The sequence below is a fragment of the Bradyrhizobium sp. UFLA05-125 genome (assembly GCF_059803515.1).
Map to the genome: position 1 here is coordinate 34,187 of NZ_JBANBJ010000031.1, position 20,849 is coordinate 55,035.

At 63.4% G+C, this 20,849-nt stretch carries 21 protein-coding genes; 15 read left to right on the forward strand and 6 right to left on the reverse strand.

The features are described 5' to 3' along the window. Positions 1 to 35: 35 nt before the first annotated feature. Positions 36 to 920, reverse strand: a complete 885-nt coding sequence (locus tag SO156_RS24825) for a substrate-binding domain-containing protein (RefSeq protein WP_498536564.1) — start codon at positions 918 to 920, stop codon at positions 36 to 38. Positions 921 to 1,063: 143 nt separating this feature from the next. On the opposite strand from SO156_RS24825, the gene SO156_RS24830 reads away from it, so the two are divergent. Continuing rightward, the gene (locus tag SO156_RS24830; protein ID WP_498536565.1) at positions 1,064 to 1,990 is read left to right on the forward strand and encodes a quinoprotein relay system zinc metallohydrolase 2; all 927 of its coding nucleotides are present in this window, start codon (positions 1,064 to 1,066) and stop codon (positions 1,988 to 1,990) included. A 49-nt stretch (positions 1,991 to 2,039) separates the two neighbouring features. Next, a complete protein-coding gene (locus tag SO156_RS24835; RefSeq protein ID WP_458146769.1) occupies positions 2,040 to 2,864 on the forward strand; it encodes a quinoprotein dehydrogenase-associated SoxYZ-like carrier in 825 nt (274 codons plus the stop codon). 144 nt (positions 2,865 to 3,008) lie between these two features. Here SO156_RS24835 and SO156_RS24840 read toward each other — a convergent pair whose 3' ends face one another. After that, a complete protein-coding gene (locus tag SO156_RS24840) occupies positions 3,009 to 3,368 on the reverse strand; it encodes a hypothetical protein (RefSeq protein ID WP_498536566.1) in 360 nt (119 codons plus the stop codon). An 86-nt stretch (positions 3,369 to 3,454) separates the two neighbouring features. Here SO156_RS24840 and SO156_RS24845 point away from each other — a divergent pair, with 86 nt between their 5' ends. Genes SO156_RS24845 through SO156_RS24865 form a run of 5 tightly spaced genes read left to right on the forward strand, consistent with a single transcriptional unit; the run spans position 3,455 to position 7,109 of the window. Continuing rightward, complete coding sequence (locus SO156_RS24845) at positions 3,455 to 4,435, forward strand: ABC transporter substrate-binding protein (protein ID WP_498536567.1); 981 nt, start codon at positions 3,455 to 3,457, stop codon at positions 4,433 to 4,435. 2 nt (positions 4,436 to 4,437) lie between these two features. Next, positions 4,438 to 5,175 (forward strand): ABC transporter permease, encoded by a 738-nt coding sequence (locus SO156_RS24850; protein ID WP_498536568.1) that lies wholly within the window; start codon positions 4,438 to 4,440, stop codon positions 5,173 to 5,175. After that, a complete protein-coding gene (locus tag SO156_RS24855) occupies positions 5,165 to 5,893 on the forward strand; it encodes an ABC transporter ATP-binding protein (RefSeq protein WP_498536569.1) in 729 nt (242 codons plus the stop codon). Before SO156_RS24850 ends, SO156_RS24855 begins: the two co-directional genes overlap by 11 nt. Positions 5,894 to 5,942: 49 nt before the next feature. Continuing rightward, positions 5,943 to 6,737: a pentapeptide repeat-containing protein gene (locus SO156_RS24860; protein WP_458146765.1), complete on the forward strand. Its 795-nt coding sequence runs from the start codon at positions 5,943 to 5,945 to the stop codon at positions 6,735 to 6,737. Between the two features lie 21 nt (positions 6,738 to 6,758). Further along, a complete protein-coding gene (locus tag SO156_RS24865; protein WP_498536570.1) occupies positions 6,759 to 7,109 on the forward strand; it encodes a hypothetical protein in 351 nt (116 codons plus the stop codon). A gap of 9 nt (positions 7,110 to 7,118) precedes the next feature. Here SO156_RS24865 and SO156_RS24870 read toward each other — a convergent pair whose 3' ends face one another. After that, positions 7,119 to 7,355, reverse strand: a complete 237-nt coding sequence (locus SO156_RS24870; protein ID WP_458146763.1) for a hypothetical protein — start codon at positions 7,353 to 7,355, stop codon at positions 7,119 to 7,121. A gap of 265 nt (positions 7,356 to 7,620) precedes the next feature. On the opposite strand from SO156_RS24870, the gene SO156_RS24875 reads away from it, so the two are divergent. Together SO156_RS24875 and SO156_RS24880 are read left to right on the forward strand one after the other, a co-directional pair. Continuing rightward, positions 7,621 to 8,643, forward strand: coding sequence for an efflux RND transporter periplasmic adaptor subunit (locus tag SO156_RS24875; protein ID WP_498536571.1), 1,023 nt, complete (start codon positions 7,621 to 7,623; stop codon positions 8,641 to 8,643). After that, a complete protein-coding gene (locus tag SO156_RS24880) occupies positions 8,636 to 11,791 on the forward strand; it encodes an efflux RND transporter permease subunit (protein ID WP_498536572.1) in 3,156 nt (1,051 codons plus the stop codon). The genes SO156_RS24875 and SO156_RS24880 overlap by 8 nt, the downstream gene beginning before the upstream one ends. Before the next feature lie 141 nt (positions 11,792 to 11,932). On the opposite strand, the gene pqqA is transcribed toward SO156_RS24880, so the two are convergent. Next, positions 11,933 to 12,013 carry a pyrroloquinoline quinone precursor peptide PqqA gene (pqqA, locus tag SO156_RS24885; protein WP_035663753.1) on the reverse strand — a complete coding sequence of 27 codons (81 nt, stop codon included), beginning with the start codon at positions 12,011 to 12,013 and terminating at the stop codon, positions 11,933 to 11,935. 345 nt (positions 12,014 to 12,358) lie between these two features. On the opposite strand from pqqA, the gene SO156_RS24890 reads away from it, so the two are divergent. Beyond that, positions 12,359 to 12,625 carry a hypothetical protein gene (locus SO156_RS24890; protein WP_498536573.1) on the forward strand — a complete coding sequence of 89 codons (267 nt, stop codon included), beginning with the start codon at positions 12,359 to 12,361 and terminating at the stop codon, positions 12,623 to 12,625. Positions 12,626 to 12,652: 27 nt separating this feature from the next. Here the strand turns inward: SO156_RS24890 and lanM are convergent, their stop codons facing one another. Continuing rightward, a complete protein-coding gene (gene lanM / locus SO156_RS24895; RefSeq protein ID WP_498536574.1) occupies positions 12,653 to 13,045 on the reverse strand; it encodes a lanmodulin LanM in 393 nt (130 codons plus the stop codon). A 312-nt stretch (positions 13,046 to 13,357) separates the two neighbouring features. On the opposite strand from lanM, the gene SO156_RS24900 reads away from it, so the two are divergent. From SO156_RS24900 to SO156_RS24915, 4 genes are all read left to right on the forward strand, one after another. Beyond that, positions 13,358 to 15,022 carry a methanol/ethanol family PQQ-dependent dehydrogenase gene (locus tag SO156_RS24900; protein WP_498536575.1) on the forward strand — a complete coding sequence of 555 codons (1,665 nt, stop codon included), beginning with the start codon at positions 13,358 to 13,360 and terminating at the stop codon, positions 15,020 to 15,022. Between the two features lie 88 nt (positions 15,023 to 15,110). Further along, positions 15,111 to 15,392, forward strand: a complete 282-nt coding sequence (locus SO156_RS24905; protein ID WP_498536597.1) for a c-type cytochrome — start codon at positions 15,111 to 15,113, stop codon at positions 15,390 to 15,392. Next, on the forward strand, positions 15,389 to 16,315 hold the full coding sequence (locus SO156_RS24910; RefSeq protein WP_498536576.1) for a type 2 periplasmic-binding domain-containing protein: 927 nt from the start codon (positions 15,389 to 15,391) through the stop codon (positions 16,313 to 16,315). Before SO156_RS24905 ends, SO156_RS24910 begins: the two co-directional genes overlap by 4 nt. A 111-nt stretch (positions 16,316 to 16,426) precedes the next feature. Beyond that, positions 16,427 to 17,554 (forward strand): FUSC family protein, encoded by a 1,128-nt coding sequence (locus SO156_RS24915; protein ID WP_498536577.1) that lies wholly within the window; start codon positions 16,427 to 16,429, stop codon positions 17,552 to 17,554. A 7-nt stretch (positions 17,555 to 17,561) separates the two neighbouring features. Here the strand turns inward: SO156_RS24915 and SO156_RS24920 are convergent, their stop codons facing one another. After that, positions 17,562 to 18,530, reverse strand: coding sequence for a helix-turn-helix domain-containing protein (locus SO156_RS24920; RefSeq protein ID WP_458146758.1), 969 nt, complete (start codon positions 18,528 to 18,530; stop codon positions 17,562 to 17,564). Between the two features lie 501 nt (positions 18,531 to 19,031). On the opposite strand from SO156_RS24920, the gene xoxF5 reads away from it, so the two are divergent. Beyond that, on the forward strand, positions 19,032 to 20,834 hold the full coding sequence (gene xoxF5 / locus SO156_RS24925; RefSeq protein WP_458146757.1) for a lanthanide-dependent methanol dehydrogenase XoxF5: 1,803 nt from the start codon (positions 19,032 to 19,034) through the stop codon (positions 20,832 to 20,834). Positions 20,835 to 20,849: the final 15 nt, after the last annotated feature.

Here is a 20,849-nt window from a genome sequence, read left to right on the forward strand (position 1 = left end):
GATCTCGTCACGGCGATCTCGTCACAGCGATTTCGTCATGGCGATTTCTTGGCAGTCTCCGCACCGAGCGGGCGATCGCTCTCATCCAGCAGCGGCACGCCGAAATCGACCAGGATCTTGTTGATCTCGGCCTGGTTCTCCTGGACCAGCCGGTTAAGCTGCCGCTTCCAGTTCTGGTCGGCGGGGCGAACGCCCATTCCGATGCGATAGACGAGCTTCGGCCCAGTGGTTTCCTTCACCAGCGGAGTGACATGGAGCGGCTGCGCAGCCTTCTTGGCGTAGAAGCCGGCCATCGGGCCCCACAGCACGCCGGCATCGATCGTGCCGGCAGCAAGATCGTCAACCATCGCCTGCGCCGAATTGTCGAAGCGGGTGTCGATCATCAACGGATATGGCTTTGCGTTCGCCATCAGGCCCGCGATCGCCATGTTGGTCGCCGGCGGAGTGCCCGCGATAATGCCGATATGCTTGCCCTTCAACCGCTCGTCCTCGAGTGTATCGACGTCCTCGAGCCCACTGCCGGGCTTGGCGATCAGCGCATAGGACGTGCGATAATAGGGATTGGTGCCCTGGACGAGATCGTCACCTTGCGGAAAGCCCATGATGACGTCACAGCGATGCGCGCCCAGCGTCATGCGCACGAAACCTGTCGCCTGCGGGAAGAAGACGTAGTCGAGCTTCTTCTGGAGTTTTTCGGCGAAGAACTCCGCAAGCTTGTTCTCGAAACCTTCGCCCTTCTCATTCGAAAAAGGCAGGTTGCGCGGGTCGGCGCAGACGCGCAGCACTTTGGGATCGACCAATTCGAACGAGAGATCGCCGCTGTCAGTGGTCTGCGCGCGCGCAGCGCCATCAACGACAGATAGTGCAGCAATCGCCAACACCGAGAACAACCAGCGACGATGTCGTCCGGCCTCCGTCATCGCGCTTCCTCCTGTTTCTTGATTGAATGCTATCCATGGATCACTTTACGCACCATGGTCTGCGAAGTTTCTGGATGACTTCGCTTGATGACTCGTCTTGCTGCAGTGCAATGCCGCGCGATGATCGGAACTGAGGCGTAAAGATGGCGCATGTCGCTCGCATGATCGCGGTGCTTGCCCTGCTGGGGCTGCAGACGCTAGCACGCGCAACCCCGCCTGAATTGCCTGTGAGCGAAGTCGCCCCCGGAATTTTCGTGCACGCGGGGTCAATTGCCCTGATGAATTCCGAGAACGAGGGGGCGATCGCCAATGTCGGCTTCATCGTCGGAAAGGATGCGGTCGCGGTGATCGACACCGGCGGCAGCGTCCGCGAGGGCGAAGCACTCCTCGCCGCCGTGCGGACGAGGACCGATAAGCCGATCCGCTACGTCATCAACACCCACGGCCATCCCGACCACATCTTTGGCAATTTAGCCTTCGCGCGCGAGGGCACGAGCTTCGTCGGTCATACGAAGCTCCCGCAGGCGCTTGCGACACGCGGGCCGTTTTACCTGGACAATTTCCGCCGGACCATGGGCGCGGAGCTGATCGATCCCGTCAGAATCGTGTCGCCGACGCTGCTCGTGACCGACACGTTAAGGCTCGATCTGGGATCGCGCAGTCTCGTCCTCAAGGCGTGGCCGGCCGCGCACAGCGATAGCGACCTGACGGTGTTGGACGAGGCGAGCAAAACGCTGTTTGCCGGCGATCTCGTCTTCCTCCGCCATGTTCCCGTAGTGGACGGCAGCATCCGCGGTTGGCTCGCGGTGCTTGGGCAGATCGAAGGCTTGCCGGCGCAGCGCGTCGTTCCCGGTCACGGTCCCGTGAGCGATTGGCCCGCAGCGCTCACTGATGAGCGTCGTTATCTCGAAACCCTGCTCGCTGACGTCCGCGCGCTCAATCAGAAGGGCGAGCCGATCAGGGCGGCCGCGGACAAGGCGGGCGCGAGCGAGCGCGGGCGCTGGCAATTGTTCGACGACTACAATGCCCGCAACGCAACCGCAGCATTTTCAGAAATTGAATGGGAGTAGCAGGAGCGCTACGCTGCTGCCCTGCTTCGTCACCGCGAGAACAGCGCGCATGATCAAACATTCGCTTCGCCTGACCTTTGCGGCCGCGCTGCTCGCCGTGGCGCTCGCGGCACCGCCTGCGCGCACAGAGGAGGCCTATGATCCCTGGCCGGGCCTCGTGCAGGACATCTTCAACAGCCGCCCGATGAACGACGGCAATGACGTGATCGGCATCGAGATGCCTTATCGCGCGGAAGATGCGGCCATCGTGCCGGTCACGCTGCGCGCAAAGCTTTCGCCCGGCGACAACAGGCGCATCCGCGCGATCACGCTGGTGATCGACCGCAACCCCGCGCCGATGGCAGCGAGGTTCGAGCTCGGGCTCGATGCCAACGTGTCGGAGATCTCAACGCGCGTGCGGGTCAACAACTATACCGACGTCCACGCCGTCGCCGAGCTCAGCGACGGGCAGCTCTATGTGAGCAAGACCTATGTGAAAGCGGCCGGCGGCTGCTCCGCACCGGCGGTGAAGAACGCCGAGGAAGCCAAAAATCGGCTCGGCCAGATGCGCTACCGCCAATTCGCTCGCGTGGACGAAGCGCCCGCCAGCCGGATCCGCGAGGCACAGATCATGATTGGCCATCCCAACAATTCCGGCTTGCAGATGGATCAGGTCACGCAGCTCTATATTCCCGCCTTCTTCGTCAACCAGCTCAAGCTCTGGCAGGACGACAGCCTCGTGCTGGCGGTGGAAGGCGGCATCTCGATCTCGGAAGATCCCAACATCCGCTTCACCTACGTCTCCAACGGCGCAAAGCATTTTCGCGCGGAGGCGACGGATACGGAGGGACACGTATTCCGGAACGAGTGGGATGTCGAGAAGCCGGGGATGTGACGCGGCGCATTACCGGACGTCGAACCCGCCTCTCGTCAGGGCCGGGCTTGTCCCGGCCATCCACGCCTTATCTCACGGCACAGAGAACGTAGATGCCCGGGACAAGCCCGGGCATGACGACTACGGCATACATCCGCTCCGGAACTAAAAACACCTCACCTCAGCCTCGGCCTGTGCGCGCCGGAGATCGTTGACGGCTGAGGTCGCCTGCTCGGAAGTGCGAAACTGGGTGCCGAGGTTTCCACGTACCTGCGACATACTAAGCGCGGTTTCTGCAGTGACATATCGTTCATAGGGCACGATCGAGGCGACGACGTCGATCGAGCAGGAGCATTGCTCGATTGCCTGCCGGGTCTCGCCATTGGCCTTCATACAACCATAAACGTATTCGGCACGCGCCGCGGTCGGATAATCATTGGCCTCCTCGGCCCACGCTGCCATCGCGGTGCCGGCGAGCACGGCCAACGCGGCGACAATCGGTCGTAGCTGTCGTACTGAGATCATGGCCGTCCTCCCGCTGGTTGCGATGGAAACTATGCTATGCCTAATGTTCTGAAAAGCACACGTCTTAAGGAAATGGCCTGAAAGTGATGGGACGCCTGGTTCGAACATTGGCCGTATCGATTGCTCTCGCGCTGACGCAAGGCGGGACGAGCCGCGCTGCGGACACAATCCGCCTCGCGGTGCAGAAAACCGGGACATTCTCTTGGGAACTGGCGGCGATCCGCGACCAGGGCCTCGACAAGGCCGCCAATCTCTCGCTCGAGGTCACCGAACTCGCGAGCACCGAGGCCGGCAAGATCGCGATGCGTGCCGGCAATGCCGACGTCATGCTGTCGGACTGGCTGTGGGTGTCGCGCGAGCGCGCGCTTGGCGCCAAGCTGACCTTCTATCCCTATTCCAGCGCGCTCGGCGCGGTGATGGTGCCTGCCTCTTCGCCGATCAAGACGCTCGCGGACCTGAAGGGCCGCAAGCTCGGCGTCGCCGGCGGTGCCATCGACAAGAGCTGGCTGCTGCTACAGGCGCGGATGAAGCAGGACGGCATCGACCTCAAGTCCGACGCGAGCATCGTCTATGGCGCCCCGCCGCTGCTCGCCGCCAAGGCGCTCGACGGCGAGATGGATGCGAGCCTGAATTTCTGGAATTTTTGCGCCCAGCTCGAGGCCAAGGGCTTTCGCCGCCTCGCCGGCATCGAGGAGATCTTGCCGAAGCTCGGCGCCAAGGGACCAGTCGCCGCAGTCGGCTACGTCTTCGATGAAGACTGGGCGGCGAGCCACCGCGACGTCGTGGCGCGCTTCATCGCGATGACGCGCAAGGCCAAGGAGCTGCTGACGGCCTCGGATGCGGCATGGGAGAAGGTCGCGCCGCTGACCGGCACCAGCGATCCCGCCCTGCTCCAGGCCTATCGCAACCGTTATCGCGAGGGCATTCCGCAACGGAGCATCGACGACGAAGAGGCCGATGCGCGCGTGCTCTACCGCGTGCTGGCCGAGGTCGGCGGTCGTGGGCTGGTCGGCCCGGCGCCGGAGCTCGATCCCGGCACCTTCTATCACGCACCCGTCGGAGACTGAGGTTGCTGCGTCTCGTCTCGTTTGCCCTGTTTCTCGCGATCTGGTGGATCGCCGCGCTGTTCGTTGGCGGCGCAAAGCTGCCCTCGCCGCCTGCCGTGCTCAACGTGATGATCGCGGACGCAGCCTCCGGGGCGCTGTTCCTGCATCTCGGCGCAACACTGGCGCGCGTCGCGCTGTCCTTCGTGCTGGCGATGTCGCTCGGCAGCGCGATCGGTTATCTCATGGGCCGCAACAGGCTCGCTGACCGGCTCGGCGATCCCTGGCTGATCCTGCTGCTCAACCTGCCGGCGCTGGTCGTGATCGTGCTCGCCTATATCTGGGCTGGCCTCACCGAAGCCGCGGCCATCGGGGCGATCGCCATCAACAAGCTGCCGACCGCGGTCGTCACCTTGCGCGAGGGCACCCGCGCGCTCGACCGCTCGTTGGACGAGATGGCGAAGGTGTTTGCGATGTCGCGCTGGCGAACCTTCCGCCACGTCGTGCTGCCGCAGCTTGCGCCCTATGTCGCCGCAGCCGCGCGCTCCGGCCTGTCGCTGGTCTGGAAGATCGTGCTGGTCGCCGAACTCCTGGGACGGCCGAACGGCGTCGGCTTCGAGATCGGCGTCGCGTTCCAGCTTTTCGACACCCCGCGCCTGCTCGCCTATTCGCTGACCTTTGCGGCCGTCGTGCTCGTCATCGAAACCCTGCTGGTGCAGCCGTTTGAAACCCGCTCAACCCGATGGCGGCCCCGTGCGGCTTGAAGTCGACATTTTGGGCAAGACCTTCACGAGCGCGGCGGGCGGCACGCACGAGGTCCTCGCGCCGGTCAAGTTCTCGCTCGGCGCCGGTGAGATCGGCGTCCTCATCGGTCCGTCCGGCTGCGGCAAGAGCACGATGCTGCGCATCGTCCTGGGTCTCGACCGCGATTTCCGGGGCGAGATCAGGCGCCCGCCGAACGCGCGCATCGGCATGGTGTTCCAGGAGCCGCGGCTGTTGCCGTGGCGCTCGGTCGAGCAGAACGTTCGGCTGGCGGCGCCCGAGGTCGACGACGTCAAGCTTTCCGAGCTGTTCAAGATTCTCGAGCTGGAAGCCCATCGCAGCCACTATCCCGGCGAATTGTCGCTCGGGCTTGCCCGCCGCGTCGCGCTCGCCCGCGCTTTCGCCGTCGAGCCCGACCTGCTGGTGCTCGACGAACCCCTTGCCTCGCTCGACGACGCGCTGGCCGGCCGCTTGCGCGAGGAGATCGCAACACTGGTCGCGAGCCGGCCGGTGATGACGCTCCTGGTGACGCACAGCCTGGACGATGCGGTGCGCCTCGGCGACCGCCTGTTCTTTCTGTCGCCGCGGCCTGCGCGGATGCTGGCCGAGGTGCCCATCGGCATCCCCCGCGGCGCGCGGGGCGAAGCCGAGATCGCCGCGATCAAGGCCGGCCTCGTGCGGCGAACGCAAGGCGAGCGCGCCGGGCGCGATGTCTCATAGGCGGACGCAGCAAGAGCGTGGTAAAATACGCCAGTGGCGGAGTTTGATCATGAAGCGAACGGTCGCCCTCGCGATGCTCGGCTTCGCACTCGTCGCGTCTGCGGCAAGCGCGCAGGACATGATGCGCGACGTCGACCTCACCTCGCCCGCGATGGTCTCGGCCGAAATGACGAGGCCGGAGGTCGAAGCAGTGCTGGCCAAGGCGAGCGCGGCCGCGCCGGCCGATTTCTCCGGCAAGCGGCTGTCGGGCCTCGACCTCTCCGGGCTGGACCTCTCCGGCGCCATCTTCCGCGCGGCACGGCTCAACAAGACAAAACTCGCCGGCACGCGGCTCGATCGCGCCATTCTCGATCAGGCCTGGCTGCTGGAGGCCGACCTCACCGGCGCAAGCCTGAAGGGCGCCAACCTGTTCGCCTCGCAGATGGCACGCGCCCGTGTCGATGGTGCTGATCTGACCGGGGCGCGCATCGCCGCCGACCTGTCCGGTGCAAGCCTGATTGGCGCGACCATCGCGGACGCGCAGCTCGGCGCCGATATGCGCAACCAATCGATGGGGCTGATGCGGACGGTGCTGCGCTCGGCGAAGCTTTCGGGGCTGAACGCACGCGGCGCCGACCTCTCGCGCGCCGATCTCGAATTCGCCGTACTCAAGGGCGCCGACCTCACCGGCGCTTCGCTCAAAGGCGCCCAGCTCGGCGGCGCGGATCTCAGCGGCGCGACCGTCATCGGTACCGATTTCGAGGGCGCCGATCTCGTTTCGACCAGGCTGATCGCACCGATCGGACTTGACCGCGCGAAAAATTTCGACAAGGCAAGGAACGTCGAGCGCGTCATCAGAGAATGACGGCATGAGGAGGAGCGGCTGATGACGCGTTGGTGTCTGGTTTTGATCGTGGTGGTGACATGTGCGGGCGAAGCCGCCGCGCAAAGCAAGAGCAAAGGCATCCGGCTCTGGAATCTGACGTCGGAGACCATCTCCGGCTTCCAGCTCTCACCCGTCGGCAAGACCGAATGGGGGCCGAACCAGACCTTGAACGACAAGGACAAGGAGGTCGACCATGACGAGCGCCTGCGCATCACCGGCGTCGAGCCGGGTCGCTACGATGCCAAGGTCAGCTTTCCCAACTCACGGCAGTGTGTCGTGCGCGATATCGAGATAAGGGCGGACGCAGTATTCTCGATCGCCGACAAGGACCTGAAGGACTGCACCAAATAGCGTGGTGGCTCAGGCGGCGGGCTTTGCTCCGCCCCCATCCGCCTTGTCGTTGCTATGCGGATATTCGCAGCGCCATCGCACGGCCTGCCACTTCGGATGCTCGCCGACCCATTGCGCGATATAGGGCGGCGCCGCCATGGCACATTGCGCCGGCGAGCCACCGTAGGCGAACACCAGATGCTGCTCCTCGCAGGTGGTCGGCGAAAGCACTGCGCAGACAGTCACAATCAGATCAATCGGATTCATGCTGAAATCCCTATAGTGACCAAGAGATAGCATAAGGGGCTACGCTGCACTCGGCGGGAAGTTTCAAACCGGCGTGAAAACGGCGCAGGAACCGGCGGGCCCAGGCCCTCGCGTTGATAGCCACCAGACCCTCCAAAGGGGTCGTGAGACGAAACCCGCGCCTTGCCGCCAGTTGATTTCGCCAATAAGCTGGTTCCCAACAACTGCTAACAGGCTAATGGCTCTCGCAGAAACCCGATGGCGCGGCGTTGCAGTCGCTGTGCGTTTGCTGGCGCTGGTCGCCGGCATCTCGACCTTCGCCGGTCAAACCCCTCAAGCTGTTTCGCAGCCGTCGCAATCGGACAGCCCGAATGCGAGCCGCGACGAGCCCTCCCGCACTGCAAACACCGAGCAGGCCGTCGTCAAACTCACGCCCAGCCAGCAGAAGCAGATTGGACTTGAAACGGCGGTCGTGGAAGCAGCTCCGCACCCCGAGCAATTTCGGGCATACGGCGCAGTGCTGGACATCTCCCGCATCACCGAGCTGACCAACAGTTACGCCAATGCGCAGGCTCAGCTCCAGACGGCCCAGGCCCGACTCGAGGTCGCAAAGAGCGCATTCGACCGGACCAAAAATCTCGTCGAGTCCGCGGCGCTCCCCAAAAAGGAAGCCGAGACAGCAGAGGGGACATTCCGGACGGACAAGGCCGCGCTCGCGGCTGCGGAGTCGCAGCTCAGGACTCTCGCCGCAACGGCGCAGCAGGAATGGGGATCGGTGATCGGCCGGGGAATCGTCGAGAGGTCACCCGCGGTGGTCCGGCTGATCGAACGCGATCAATTTCTCGTCCAGGTGACGCTGCCGCCCGGCGTAACTGTCATCGGGACCCCGGGGACGGCTCTCGCACAGGCGCCGACGCGGAACGCGAATATCGATCTGCAGTATGTCTCCCCGGCGACGCGTACTGACCCGCGTATTCAGGGATTGAGCTATTTCTTCTCGGCACCAGGCGACAGCGGGCTGCTGCCCGGCATGAACACTACGGTTTACGTGCCGTCAGGCAACACATACGAGGGCGTGTTCGTTGAGGATACCGCAATCGTGCGATGGCAGGGTCGATCGTGGGTTTACCTGCGCGTGAACGCCGATGGCTTCAGACGTCATCCGATCAGCACCGATCAGCCCGTCTCGGATGATGACTATGTCGTCCGGGACATTCCGTCGGGCTCGGAAATCGTGATGCGAGGAGCGCAGGTCTTGTTGTCCGAGGAGGCAAAGAGCGAGCTTCGGGGCGACAGCGACAATGACTGACGGCATTGGTTCAGGCAGGTCAGGGCCACAAGTCGCTCTCGTATCTTTCGCCATTCGCTTCCGGGGCGTCGTACTGGCGCTTTCATGTGCGCTGCTCGGCTACGGACTGTTCGCGCTTGGTGAAGCCAAGTACGGGGTTTTTCCCGAATTCGCGCCGCCACAGGTGACGATCCAGACCGAAGCGCCTGGCCTCAGCCCGGAGCAGGTCGAGATTCTCGTGACGCAGCCGATCGAGACCTCGATCAACGGACTCGCCGGCGTCGAGAGCCTGCGCTCGTCATCGATCCAGGGCCTCTCCGTGGTCACCGTCATCTTCCAGGCGGGCAGAGACATCTACCGCGGGCGCCAGTTGGTGACCGAGCGCCTCGCAGTCGTGGCCTCGCGGCTGCCACAAGGGGTGCAGTCACCGTCGATGACGCCTTTGACTCCGCTGGCCGGTACGGTTCTGGTCATCGGCCTGACCTCCGACCAGCGCTCTCTGATGGACGTGCGCACGGTTGCGGACTGGACCGTGGCCAAGCGCCTTTTGGCCGTCCCGGGCGTGGCACAAGTGTCCACATATGGCAAAGATGTCAGGTCGTTGCAGGTGCAGGTTCGGCCGGACGATCTGATCCGCTTCCGGATAGGCATGAATGACGTCCTCGCTGCCGCGCGCAAGGCCACCGGAGTACGTGGCGCCGGCTTCGTCGATACGGCCAATCAGCGCATTACGCTGCAAACCCAGGGGCAGTCATTGACGCCCGACCAGCTTGCCCGCACGGTGCTTCTGCACGAGGGCGGTGCCAGCGTGGTGCTTGGTGACGTCGCCACCGTCGTGATCGCCCCCGAACCACCGATCGGGGCCGCCCTGATCAACGGTGCGCCCGGCATCATGCTGATGGTGAATCAGCAATACGGCGCAAATACAAGGGAAGTCACCACGCGGGCGGAAGCCGCGCTGCAGGAGCTTCGCCCGGCGCTTGAAGCTGATGGGATTCAGCTCCACGCCGATCTGTTTCGTCCCGCCAACTTCATCGACACGGCGACAGAGAACGTGCTCTACGCCTTGCTGATCGGCGGGGCGCTCGTGATCATCGTGCTGTTCCTGTTTCTGTTCGATTGGCGCACGTCGGTCATCAGTTGCACGGCTATTCCCCTGTCATTGATCGTGGCAGTGCTCGCCCTGCAATGGATGGGCGAAACCCTCAACACAATGACATTGGGCGGCCTTGCGATCGCCATCGGCGAAGTCGTCGATGATGCCGTGATCGGCGTCGAGAATGTGGTTCGCCGATTGCGCGAAAATCGCAGGGCAAGGGAACCTCGAGCCGAAGCCCGCGTGGTGCTTGACGCCTTCCTCGAAGTGCGCACCGCAGTTGCCTACGCAACGTTTGCGGTGCTGCTGGTGTTCTTTCCGATCCTCGCCCTGTCGGGTATCGCCGGCCGCCTCTTCGCCCCCCTCGGCATTGCCTACATCTTTGCGGTGCTGGCCTCGCTCGCGGTCGCCCTTACGGTGACGCCGGCGCTCTCGATGCTGTTGCTCACCGGGAGGGTCGACGGCCAGCGCCTGCATGAATCGCCCACCGTGCGATGGTCCCGCCGCTATTACCAGGCATTGCTGCGTCGCATCGGCCGTTTCCCGAAGCTCGTGATGACGGCGGCCGTGGTTCTGACGATCGCCGCTGCGGCCATGCTGCCGTTCTTCGGCGGGACGTTCCTGCCGGACTTACGCGAGGGCCATCTCATCCTGCACGTCTCCGCGCTTCCCGGCACCTCGCTCGATGAATCGCTGCGTATCGGCAAGCTGATCACGGATACGCTCAAGCAGATTCCCGGCATACGCAGCGTGGCGCAGCACACGGGCCGTGCCGAAGCCGGCATCGATACGGTAGGGACGCATTCCAGCGAATTTGAGGTCGACTTGCAGGCGGGACTGTCCGGCCAGGAGCAATCGGCGGCAGAGACGCGCATCAGAGCCGCTTTGGCCGACTTCCCCGGCATCTCTTTCTCGAGCAAGACCTACCTGACGGAGCGGGTCGAGGAAACCGTTTCCGGATTCAGCGCGGCACTCGCCATCAACATCTACGGACCCGACCTCGACTCACTCGAGATCGCCGCGCGCGACGTCGCGCGGGAGCTCGACGAAGTCCGGGGCGCGATCGACGTGCAGCAACGATCCCCGCCGGGGATGCCGCAGGTCAATGTGACGCTGCGTCCGGCCGATCTGCAGCGCTGGGGGCTCGATGCGGTCGATGTGCTTGAACTGATCCGCACCGCCTATCAGGGCGACGTCGTCGGACAGGGCTATGAAGGCAACGCGGTGTTCAATGTCATCGTGGTCCTCGACACGCCCGCCCGTGCACGAATCACCCAGCTCGGGGACATGCCGCTGCGCACGCCGAGCGGAGCCTACATTCTGCTGAAGCAAATCGCCGACGTCTACGAAACCTCCGGCCGCTATCAGATCCTGCATCAGAACGCCCAGCGCGTTCAGACCGTCACGGCAAATGTCAGCGGACGCGATCTCGAATCCTTCGTCGTCGCAGTCAAGCGCAAGATGGCGCGCGAGGTCACTCTGCCACCCGGTGCACATATCGAATTTGCGGGAGCGGCCGAGGCGCAGGCGCGCTCGCGGCGCGATCTCATCGTCAACTCGCTCCTCGCCGGGACCGGTATTATCCTTCTGCTTGCGATGGTCACCGGCCATTGGCGAAACCTGCTGCTGGTGCTGATCAACTTGCCCTTCGCGTTCGTCGGAGGCGTATTTGCACTGGCCCTTACCGGCGGCCTGCTCTCGCTCGGTTCGATGGTCGGCTTCGTGACCCTGTTCGGGATCACGCTACGCAACTCCATCCTGATGATCTCACACTATGAGCACCTCGTTCTGATCGATGGCCGAGTGTGGGGGCCCGACACCGCAATCGAGGGTGCGGCCGACCGTCTTGTTCCGATCCTGATGACGTCGCTGGTGACGGGTCTCGGCCTGCTGCCGCTGGCACTCGGCGCGGGTGAACCAGGACGAGAGATCGAGGGTCCGATGGCGATCGTCATTGTTGGAGGCCTCGTGACGTCGATGGCACTCAATCTGCTGCTGCTGCCGACGCTTGCGCTTCGTTACGCGCGTTTCAAGGTGAGGCCTGAGCTGAAAACCGGAAGCGCCGCGATCTAATGGATGGCTGGCGTGGCGACCGCACGAAGTCAGATCCGGGATTGGACGCATCGGCGCAGGCCCGGCGTAGCCCACCCCACAAACACCACCGCGGCTCCAACGGTCTCACCGTTGAAGCCGCGGCAGGTCGTCTTGATCGTCTTACTTGCGCGAAGCGCAGGCGTACATGTTGATTTCCATGCCAACCGACACTTCGACGATCTTCGGAGCTTTCCAGGCCATCGGGGTCTCCCAAGGTATTGAGCGCGACATCGCGCGAGCCAAAACCTAGGGCTGCACCGCCCATCACGCAAGCCTGTAATCACGTGTCGAACGTTTCTTGTTCGATTCTTTGCAAACCTAGTTCTCTCTCGGGCAAAGCATCTTCACTTTTGGGCAAACGCGCGCGTAGCCTTGTGCGATGCATCGGGAGGCTTTCCCGAATACGATGTACCGGGAGGTTTTCCCGACAGCGATGTCGACTGACGTCAGCACTTCCTTAACAATCGGCGCGTCCCAGGTTCCGGGTGGCGGGACGGAATTGATTGCGATGTAGTCGTACCAATTCACGGGATCTTGGAGAGATTCATGACCACGTTTGGCGGACGATTCCTGATTTCACTGCTCGTTGCAGGTCTTGCATATCGGGCAATTGCCGGCGAGCGCCGCGATGAGCGGGCCGCGCCGCCATCGAGCGCGACAGCAGCGCTGGCCGGCAAGGCAACTCTCACTGGCAAGGAACGGCTCGGCCCGAAATGGACGGATGAACAGCGGATCGATAATTGCAACGTGCCGCCGGACAAGCGCGGCGCAAGGCTGCGTCCGATCACCTGCGCCAACGCGCTGACGAACTAGACGCAGCCTGAAGGCGCGGTCAGGCGCTCATTTGAGCAGCCGCAGCAGAGCACGTCCCGCGGGCGACCTCAGCTCCCTGGCGTCGAGCGTGCCATCCTTGTCGGGATTGGCGGCGTTGAAGCGCTGCTCCACGACGGCGAGATATTCGTCGAGCGTCAGCGTTCCGTCGTGGTCCGGATCGGCCGCTGCGAGCTCCTTGGCGGTCAACCGTCCGCGCAGCTCGCGCGCGTCGAGCGTGCCGTCATGATCAGGATCGAGCCTGGCGAACACCGCAGTCGCGGCCTTCTTCACCTCGGCGAGATCGAGCGTGCCATCATTATCCGTGTCGAACATCTTGATCGCGTTTGGCGATGCCGACCAGGCCGGACCACCGAACGCTGTGGCAGCAACTACGAATGCAATGGATCGTCGCGATATCATTGAAAACCTCCCGACTTGAGCGTCCCGGCTCGCCAATGGAATCGAATAAGCCGCCAGCCGGGGCCTTGGTCCGAAGTCTACGCGGCTCGTGGTGCACACGCAAAGCTGGCAACGACATAGCGGGGAATCTTCGCGCCGCGGAATTTCTCGCTAGCCTCCCTGCATGCAGTGCGGAATGGCAAGCGGTTTACCAGGGGTAACTGGCGTCCAACAATTCATCGGCGCGTTTACGACTTTCGTATTGACGCATTTTGCGTTCCATCGGAGTGTTGCAACCGCAGCGTCAAAAGGCGCGCACATTGGGAGGAACGGATGAAACGCTTTGCGATGGCCGCGAGCCTCGTCATGCTTGCGTCAACGGGTGCAGGTGCCCAGACGACCGAACAGCTCGTCAAGGGTGCGACCGACACATCAAATGTTCTCAATTACGGCATGGGCTACAATCTTCAGCGCTTCTCGACGCTGAATCAGATCAACAAGGACACCGTCAAGAATCTCGTCCCGGTCTGGAACTACAGCTTCAACGACGATCGCAGCGAGGAATCGCAGCCGCTGGTTTACCAGGGCGTTATCTACGTGACCTCACACAATGCCACGATGGCGGTCGACGCCAAAACCGGCAAGCAGATCTGGAAGACCAAAGTCGAGTACCCCGCGGAGACACCGCGTATCGTCTGCTGCGGCATCATCAATCGCGGCGCGGCCTTGTACGACGGCAAGGTGTTCCGCACGACGCTCGACGCAAATGTGATCGCGCTCGACGCCAAGACCGGCAAGGAGCTGTGGCGCGAGAAGGCCGCCGACATCAAGGAAGGCTATTCGATGACGGTGGCCCCGCTGGTCGCGGAAGGCGTCGTGATCACCGGCATCTCCGGCGCCGAGTTCGGCACCCGCGGCTTCATCGACGGCTGGGATCCCGCGACGGGCAAGCACCTCTGGCGCACCCATTCGATCCCCTCGCCGGATGAGCCGGGCGGCGACACCTGGAAGGGCGACACCTGGAAGCTCGGCGGCGGCTCGACCTGGATCACCGGCTCCTACGATCCGGAGCTGAACACGGTCTATTGGGGCATCGGCAATCCGGGACCGTTCAATGCGGCGGTGCGTCCAGGCGACAACCTCTACACCTGCTCGGTTCTGGCGATGGATCCCAAGACCGGCAAGATCAAGTGGCACTACCAGTTCTCGCCGAACAATCCGTTCGACTATGACTCGGTTGCCGAAATGGTGCTCGCCGACATGAACGTCGAGGGCAAGCCGACCAAGGTGCTGATGGACGCCAACCGCAACGGCTTCTTCTACGTGCTCGACCGCACCAACGGCAAGCTGCTCGCGGCCAATCCTTACGTGAAGGTCAACTGGGCCACCGGCGTCGACATGAAGACCGGCAGGCCGATCGAGACCGATGTCGTGAAGGATGCGCGCGAGGGCAAGAAGGTCACGGTCTATCCGTCGATTCTCGGCGGCAAGAACTGGGAGCCGATGTCGTTCAATCCGCTGACCGGCCTTGCCTATGCCAACACGCTCAACTTCGGCGGCAGGTACAAGTCCGAACCGGTCACCTTCAAGCAGGGTGAATGGTATCTCGGCATGGACCTCACCGATCCCTGGGAGTTCGGTGACGGACCGCGCGGCCATCTCAAGGCGATCGATCCCTTGACAGGCAAGTCGAAGTGGGAAGCGGCCAGCGACATCCCGCGCTTCTCTGGCGTCTTGTCGACTGCGGGCGGCGTCGTGTTCTCGGGCGCGCTCACCGGTGAGTTCGAAGCCTTCGACGCCGACACCGGCAAGAAGCTCTGGCAGTTCCAAACCGGCTCCGGCATCGAGGGCCAGCCGGTGACCTGGCAGCAGGACGGCGTGCAGTATGTCGCGGTGGCGAGCGGTTATGGCGGCGTCTACTCGCTGTTCTCCGGCGACGAGCGGCTCGCCAAGGTGCCGCCTGGCGGCTCCCTGTGGGTTTTCGCGATCAAGCAATAACCACGGGCTCAACGTGCTGAAAGACACTTTGATCAGGACGGCGGCGACATTCGCCGCCGTCGCGGGGCTGGCGGTTGCGTTCGCGGCAATCACGCGCGCCGCGGATGGACCGAACGGCAATGCCGTGCAGGCGCAGGTCGACCACGGCAAGGCGACCTACGCCGAAAAATGCTCACATTGCCACGGTCCCGGCATGATGAACTCCGGCACCATTACGCCGGACCTGCGCGCCTTCCCCGACGACAAGACGCGTTTCGTCACCACGGTGAAGAACGGCAAGAACAACAAGATGCCGCCTTGGGGCGACATCCTTAGCGAGGACGAGATCACTGATCTCTGGGCCTATATTTCGAGCCGGAGGCGGCCATGAGACTTCGGCTTGGGGCGTTCGGCCTGGCTGCGATGTTTGCGACTCTCGCGACGGTCGCGGATGCGGCGGATCCCTTGCGAGTATGCCTCGACGAGGACCGACCGCCGCTGTCCGTGCATCACCGCGGCAAGCCGGGCACCGGCTTCGACGTGACGCTTACGGAGGCGATCGCGCAGCGGCTCGACCGGCCGCTCCAGATCCAGTGGTTCGAAAGCAAGCTGGATGAGGATTCGAGCCCGCAGCTCGAGGCCAACGCGCTGCTGTCGGACGGACGCTGCGCGCTGGTCGGCAGCTACGCGCTGACACGCGATTCCCTCGTCGTGCCCGGCATGAAGACCGCAAGGCTTCCGGATTTCGATGGTGCTACCCGCGAGGACCGTCGGCGCCGCGTCGCGCTCGGCGTGCTCGCGCCAAGCCAGCCCTACATCTATTCGCCGATGACGGTCGTGCTCGGTCCGAAGGCGCGCGATCGCAAGATCAGCGACATCGGCGACCTCGCAGGTCTCCGCCTCGCGATCGAAAGCGGATCGCTGGGCGACGCCATTTTGATGAGCTTCGACGAGGGACGGCTGATCGACGGCGTGACACATCTCGTTCCCGGTCGCGACGACCTCCTGGGCGCTCTCGACCGCGGCGACTATGATGCGACACTGCTCGATCTCGCCCGCTTCGACGCCTACCGCGCCGCCCATCCCGACACCGCGATCACCGCGTCCGGCTATTATTATCCGATCGGCGCCAATCGCGGCTTTGTCGGGCTTGCCAGCGATCCCGCCCTGATCACCGCCGTGAACAAGGCACTCACCGAGCTCATGGCGGAAGGCAAGATCGCCGAGTTCGGCAAGCAGGCCGGGCTCACCTACCTGCCACCGCACGAGCCCGCGATCCTCGGCGACGTCTGGAAGCAGATCATCCAGCGGTGAGACCATCCACGTCATTCCGGGGCGCCCGGAGGGCGAACCCGGAATCCATTTCGCCACAGAAGATGCCGCTCGATGGATTCCGGGCCTGCGTGCTGGCGCACGCATCCCGGAATGACAGAGAAGGTGGCCAGCAGCGGCGAACAGCATTCACTGGCGACACCGCGCCGGGAACCGTATGATGCGCACCGTTTCATTCGGCGTACTGGTGAAATTGTGAGCCCGCCCGCGGCAAGCCTGCGCGATGTCCTCTTCCGGGAGATCAAGATCAGCGAGCTCGTCAGAGCTCTAGTCGTCGTCGGCCCGCTCGTGGCGGCCTATTTCCTCTTTCGTGAGGCGGCGCTGCTGAATTTGGGACTGGTCGCGGTGTCCCTGCTGATTCCCGCGCTGAAGCTGCGCCTCGCGCCGCGGGCGGTCGCGCTGCACTGCTTCGCCATCATCGTCACCTTCGTCACCCTCTTCCTCGCCGCACCGATCCAGTTGCTGTTCGTGACACTGACGGCGCTGGCCGGTTTCCTTGCCGTTGCGGTGACGCGCTACGGAAACGAACTGCGGACGCTGGGGAACTGGGTCTTCATCCCGGCGGTCTACCTCGCCTGCGAGGTGCGCGAGGGGGTGAGCGCGTCCGAGGCCCTGCGTCATGCCGGCGTGATCGTGGCATCGTCCCCGATTGCCCTCGCGCTCGTCTGCGGCAACCAGGTCTACGACCAGCGGCGCCGCCCGAGCCGCACCCCGCCCTCTTACGGACCAGCCGCGGCCGAATGGCCTCTGCCCGCTGCGGCAACGGCGATGGCCGTCTTTGCCGCGGCGGCCCTCGTCGAGGCGTTGCATCTGGCCCAGGGGCAATGGGTGATGTGGTCGGCCGCAAGCGTCATCGTCGGCGATCTCGCTGCCTCCACCGGGAAGCTGAAGCAGCGCGCGATCGGGGCGTTCGTCGGCGTCCCGCTGGGCTTTCTCACAGGCGTCGCGCTGCCCGACAGCCGCGCCGGCTATGCGCTCGCTGTTCTCGGTGCGACGCTCACGCTGATCGCATTCTCCCGCTATGTCCTGGGCTTCGGCCTGCGCTGCTTCTTCATCGCCCTTGCGGCATCGTTCGCAGGAGGGGCAAGCGGAATTGCCGAGGAGCGCGTGGTCAACGTGATCACGGGTGGCGCGTTCGGCCTCATTGCGGTGGGTCTGACGGAGATCGTCTGGCGACGTGTCAGGCAAAAGGGCGGCGGGCCGTCGCAAGCATCCTCGTGAGGCCGGCCTAATGCTCTTCGGAGGCGAGGTTGTTCTGCTGCGCCTTGTGGATCGACGACGGCACGACGCCAAAATACTTCCGGAACACGCGGCTGAAATGTGACGAGCTCGAAAAGCCCCAGGAGAAGGCGACGTCGGTGATGGTCTTGCCGGCGTGGGCCTCGAGCTCCTGGCGGCAGTTCTGAAGACGCGCCTGCCAGATGTAATCGCTCACCGTCGTGCCGCGCTCGGAGAACAGCATGTGCAGATAGCGCTTGGAGCAGCCGAGCTCGGCGGAAATCTGGTCGATGCACAAATCTGGATCACGCAGATGCTCGCGGATGAAAAATTGGGCACGCACATACATCGCCTCCGGCCCGACCCGATCGAACATCGTGTCGGCCTCGCGCAGCGGCAACAGCAGGAGGTCGATCAGCGAATCAGCGACGCCGACCGCGCTGTTCGCCGAGAGTTTTGCGGCCTCGTCGAAAGTGGCGTGGACGAAGTCGTGGGCGATTCGTCCCGTGCCGGTGCGGGCCGACAGCTTGCAGGCCGGCATCCGCTGGGACGGGAAGCCGCGGTCGCGCAGCAGAGACTTCGGCACGATCACCACGTCATGCCGCGTGAAGGCGGGGCTGATGATCGAGTGCGGACAGGACACGTCATAGGCGATGATGTCGCCGGGCATCAGCTCGATGTGGCGGCCTTCCTGCTCGAAATAGGAGATGCCGTAGGTCTGGAAGTGGATCTTGATGTAGGGGTGCTCATTGGCCTTTGCGCGCGCATGTGTATGCGCGATGCGATGCTGGCTCACCTCGATCTGGCAAAGTTTCAGTCGCGATACGGTGGTGTAGTCGATGCGGCCTTCCAGCGCGGTCGCTTCAAGTGGATCGACGTCGAAATGTCCGCAGAGGCTTGTCAGCCCATCGACCCAGCTCTGGATCTGCCTCCTCGGCGTGAGTCCGGTCGTGCTGAGTGTGTGTATTGTGTCGGACATGATCCCAGCCACTGATTTGATTCAAATCGTGATGGGTGCCGCCAGAGGCCCCCTGTCACGATGAAGCGACGTTTACCTCAAATTAGGGCGGTCTTTGGAGCAAGCGCCAGTGCTCCGTCTGCCATCCTTGCGTTCGATCCTCCGCCTTAGTTGCAGCGCCGTCAAGGGGAACCTGAATCCAATGGCGCGGCCCGGCAGCACAGAAGCTGCTGAATTCGCTACTGCAAAATCAAAAAGTTCGCGCCTTTGCGCTGTCAAGCAAATGCCCTTCTCTCTTGGGCAAGTTTCCCGTTTACGAACCGGTTACGGATTGTGCCAGGAACAACAAGAAACGGGCCGCACCCTGCAAGCGGACCCGTGGCTCATACCTGGAGGAGGAAACAGCCACAGCATCGTTTCTGGTCCCAATCGTGACCGCCCTGCACGAGCAGACGCTGGACCTCAGTGCCCAGCGGCACGCAATGCTTCGGAAACAATAAACGAGACCTAGGAGGAATGACTATGCGCAAGGTGCTACTAGCGACGTTTCTTGGCTCTGCCGCGGCTCTGGCCGTCGGTAGCGCTTCAGCCAATGACGAGCTGAACAAGATGTCGCAAAACCCGAAAGACTGGGTGATGCCCACGGGCGACTACGCCAATTCCCGTTACTCCAAGCTCAACCAGATCAATGCACAGAACGTCGGCAAGCTGCAGGTCGCGTGGACCTTCTCCACGGGCGTGCTGCGCGGGCATGAAGGTGGACCACTCATCATCGGCAACGTGATGTACGTCCACACGCCGTTCCCGAACAAGGTCTATGCCCTTGACCTTTCCAACGAGAACAAGATTATCTGGAAGTACGAGCCGAAGCAGGATCCGAACGTCATCCCGGTGATGTGCTGCGACACGGTTAACCGCGGCCTGGCCTATGGCGACGGCAAGATCTTCCTGCATCAAGCCGACACCACGCTCGTCGCGCTCGATGCCAAGACCGGTCAGGTTGCCTGGACCGCGAAGAATGGCGATCCCAGCAAGGGCGAGACAGGCACCTCGGCGCCGATGGTCGTCAAGGACAAGGTGCTGATCGGCATCTCCGGCGGCGAGTTTGGCGTTCAAGCCCATATGACCGCCTACGACATCAAGACCGGCAAGCTGGCCTGGCGCGGGTATTCGGAAGGGCCGGATGAACAGATCTTGGTCGACGACAAGACCACGGCTCTGGGCAAGCCAGTCGGCAAGGACTCCAGCCTTAAGACCTGGCAAGGCGATCAGTGGAAGATCGGCGGTGGCGCCACCTGGGGCTGGATCTCCTACGACCCCGAACTCAACCTGATCTATTACGGATCAGGCAATCCCTCGACCTGGAACCCGAAGCAGCGGCCCGGCGACAACAAATGGTCGATGACGATCTGGGCGCGTAACCCAGATACGGGCGTTGCCAAGTGGGTCTACCAGATGACGCCTCACGACGAGTGGGACTATGACGGCGTCAACGAGATGATCCTCTCGGATCAACAGGTCAACGGCCAGCCGCGCAAGCTGCTGACGCATTTCGATCGCAACGGTCTCGGCTATACGCTCGATCGCGTTACCGGCGAATTGCTGGTCGCCGAAAAGTACGATCCGAAGGTGAACTGGACCTCCGGCGTCGACATGGACAAGAACTCGCCGACCTACGGTCGTCCGAAGGTTCTCGACGCCGCGTCGACCGACAAGGCCGGCGAGGACGTCAACGTGAAGGGCATCTGCCCGGCCGCGCTCGGCACCAAGGACGAGCAGCCGGCAGCCTACTCGCCGGACACGCAGCTGTTCTACGTTCCGACCAACCACGTCTGCATGGACTACGAACCGTTCAAGGTCAGCTACACCGCGGGCCAGCCCTATGTGGGCGCGACGCTCTCGATGTATCCGCCGCAGGGCGAGACCAACATGGGCAACTTCATCGCCTGGGACGGCAAGACCGGCAAGATCGTGTGGTCGAACAAGGAGCAGTTCTCGGTCTGGTCGGGTGCGCTCGCAACTGCCGGCGGCGTGGTGTTCTACGGCACGCTCGAAGGCTACCTGAAGGCGGTCGACGCCAAGACCGGCAAGGAGCTCTACAAGTTCAAGACTCCATCCGGCATCATCGGCAACGTCACGACCTATGAGAACGGCGGCAAGCAGTACGTCGCAGTACTCTCCGGCGTGGGCGGCTGGGCCGGCATCGGTCTGGCGGCAGGCCTGACCGATCCGACCGCCGGTCTCGGCGCAGTCGGCGGCTACGCGGCACTGTCGAACTACACGGCACTCGGCGGCACGCTGACCGTGTTCTCGCTGCCGAACTAGCCTCAACCTCGTATC

Coding starts and splice junctions, on each gene's coding strand:
- SO156_RS24825 (WP_498536564.1), bottom strand. CDS start 920: ATGACGGAGGCCGGACGACATCGTCGCTGGTTGTTCTCGGTGTTGGCG.
- SO156_RS24830 (WP_498536565.1), top strand. CDS start 1,064: ATGGCGCATGTCGCTCGCATGATCGCGGTGCTTGCCCTGCTGGGGCTG.
- SO156_RS24835 (WP_458146769.1), top strand. CDS start 2,040: ATGATCAAACATTCGCTTCGCCTGACCTTTGCGGCCGCGCTGCTCGCC.
- SO156_RS24840 (WP_498536566.1), bottom strand. CDS start 3,368: ATGATCTCAGTACGACAGCTACGACCGATTGTCGCCGCGTTGGCCGTG.
- SO156_RS24845 (WP_498536567.1), top strand. CDS start 3,455: ATGGGACGCCTGGTTCGAACATTGGCCGTATCGATTGCTCTCGCGCTG.
- SO156_RS24860 (WP_458146765.1), top strand. CDS start 5,943: ATGAAGCGAACGGTCGCCCTCGCGATGCTCGGCTTCGCACTCGTCGCG.
- SO156_RS24865 (WP_498536570.1), top strand. CDS start 6,759: ATGACGCGTTGGTGTCTGGTTTTGATCGTGGTGGTGACATGTGCGGGC.
- SO156_RS24870 (WP_458146763.1), bottom strand. CDS start 7,355: ATGAATCCGATTGATCTGATTGTGACTGTCTGCGCAGTGCTTTCGCCG.
- SO156_RS24880 (WP_498536572.1), top strand. CDS start 8,636: ATGACTGACGGCATTGGTTCAGGCAGGTCAGGGCCACAAGTCGCTCTC.
- pqqA (WP_035663753.1), bottom strand. CDS start 12,013: ATGGCCTGGAAAGCTCCGAAGATCGTCGAAGTGTCGGTTGGCATGGAA.
- SO156_RS24890 (WP_498536573.1), top strand. CDS start 12,359: ATGACCACGTTTGGCGGACGATTCCTGATTTCACTGCTCGTTGCAGGT.
- lanM (WP_498536574.1), bottom strand. CDS start 13,045: ATGATATCGCGACGATCCATTGCATTCGTAGTTGCTGCCACAGCGTTC.
- SO156_RS24900 (WP_498536575.1), top strand. CDS start 13,358: ATGAAACGCTTTGCGATGGCCGCGAGCCTCGTCATGCTTGCGTCAACG.
- SO156_RS24910 (WP_498536576.1), top strand. CDS start 15,389: ATGAGACTTCGGCTTGGGGCGTTCGGCCTGGCTGCGATGTTTGCGACT.
- SO156_RS24915 (WP_498536577.1), top strand. CDS start 16,427: ATGACAGAGAAGGTGGCCAGCAGCGGCGAACAGCATTCACTGGCGACA.
- SO156_RS24920 (WP_458146758.1), bottom strand. CDS start 18,530: ATGTCCGACACAATACACACACTCAGCACGACCGGACTCACGCCGAGG.
- xoxF5 (WP_458146757.1), top strand. CDS start 19,032: ATGCGCAAGGTGCTACTAGCGACGTTTCTTGGCTCTGCCGCGGCTCTG.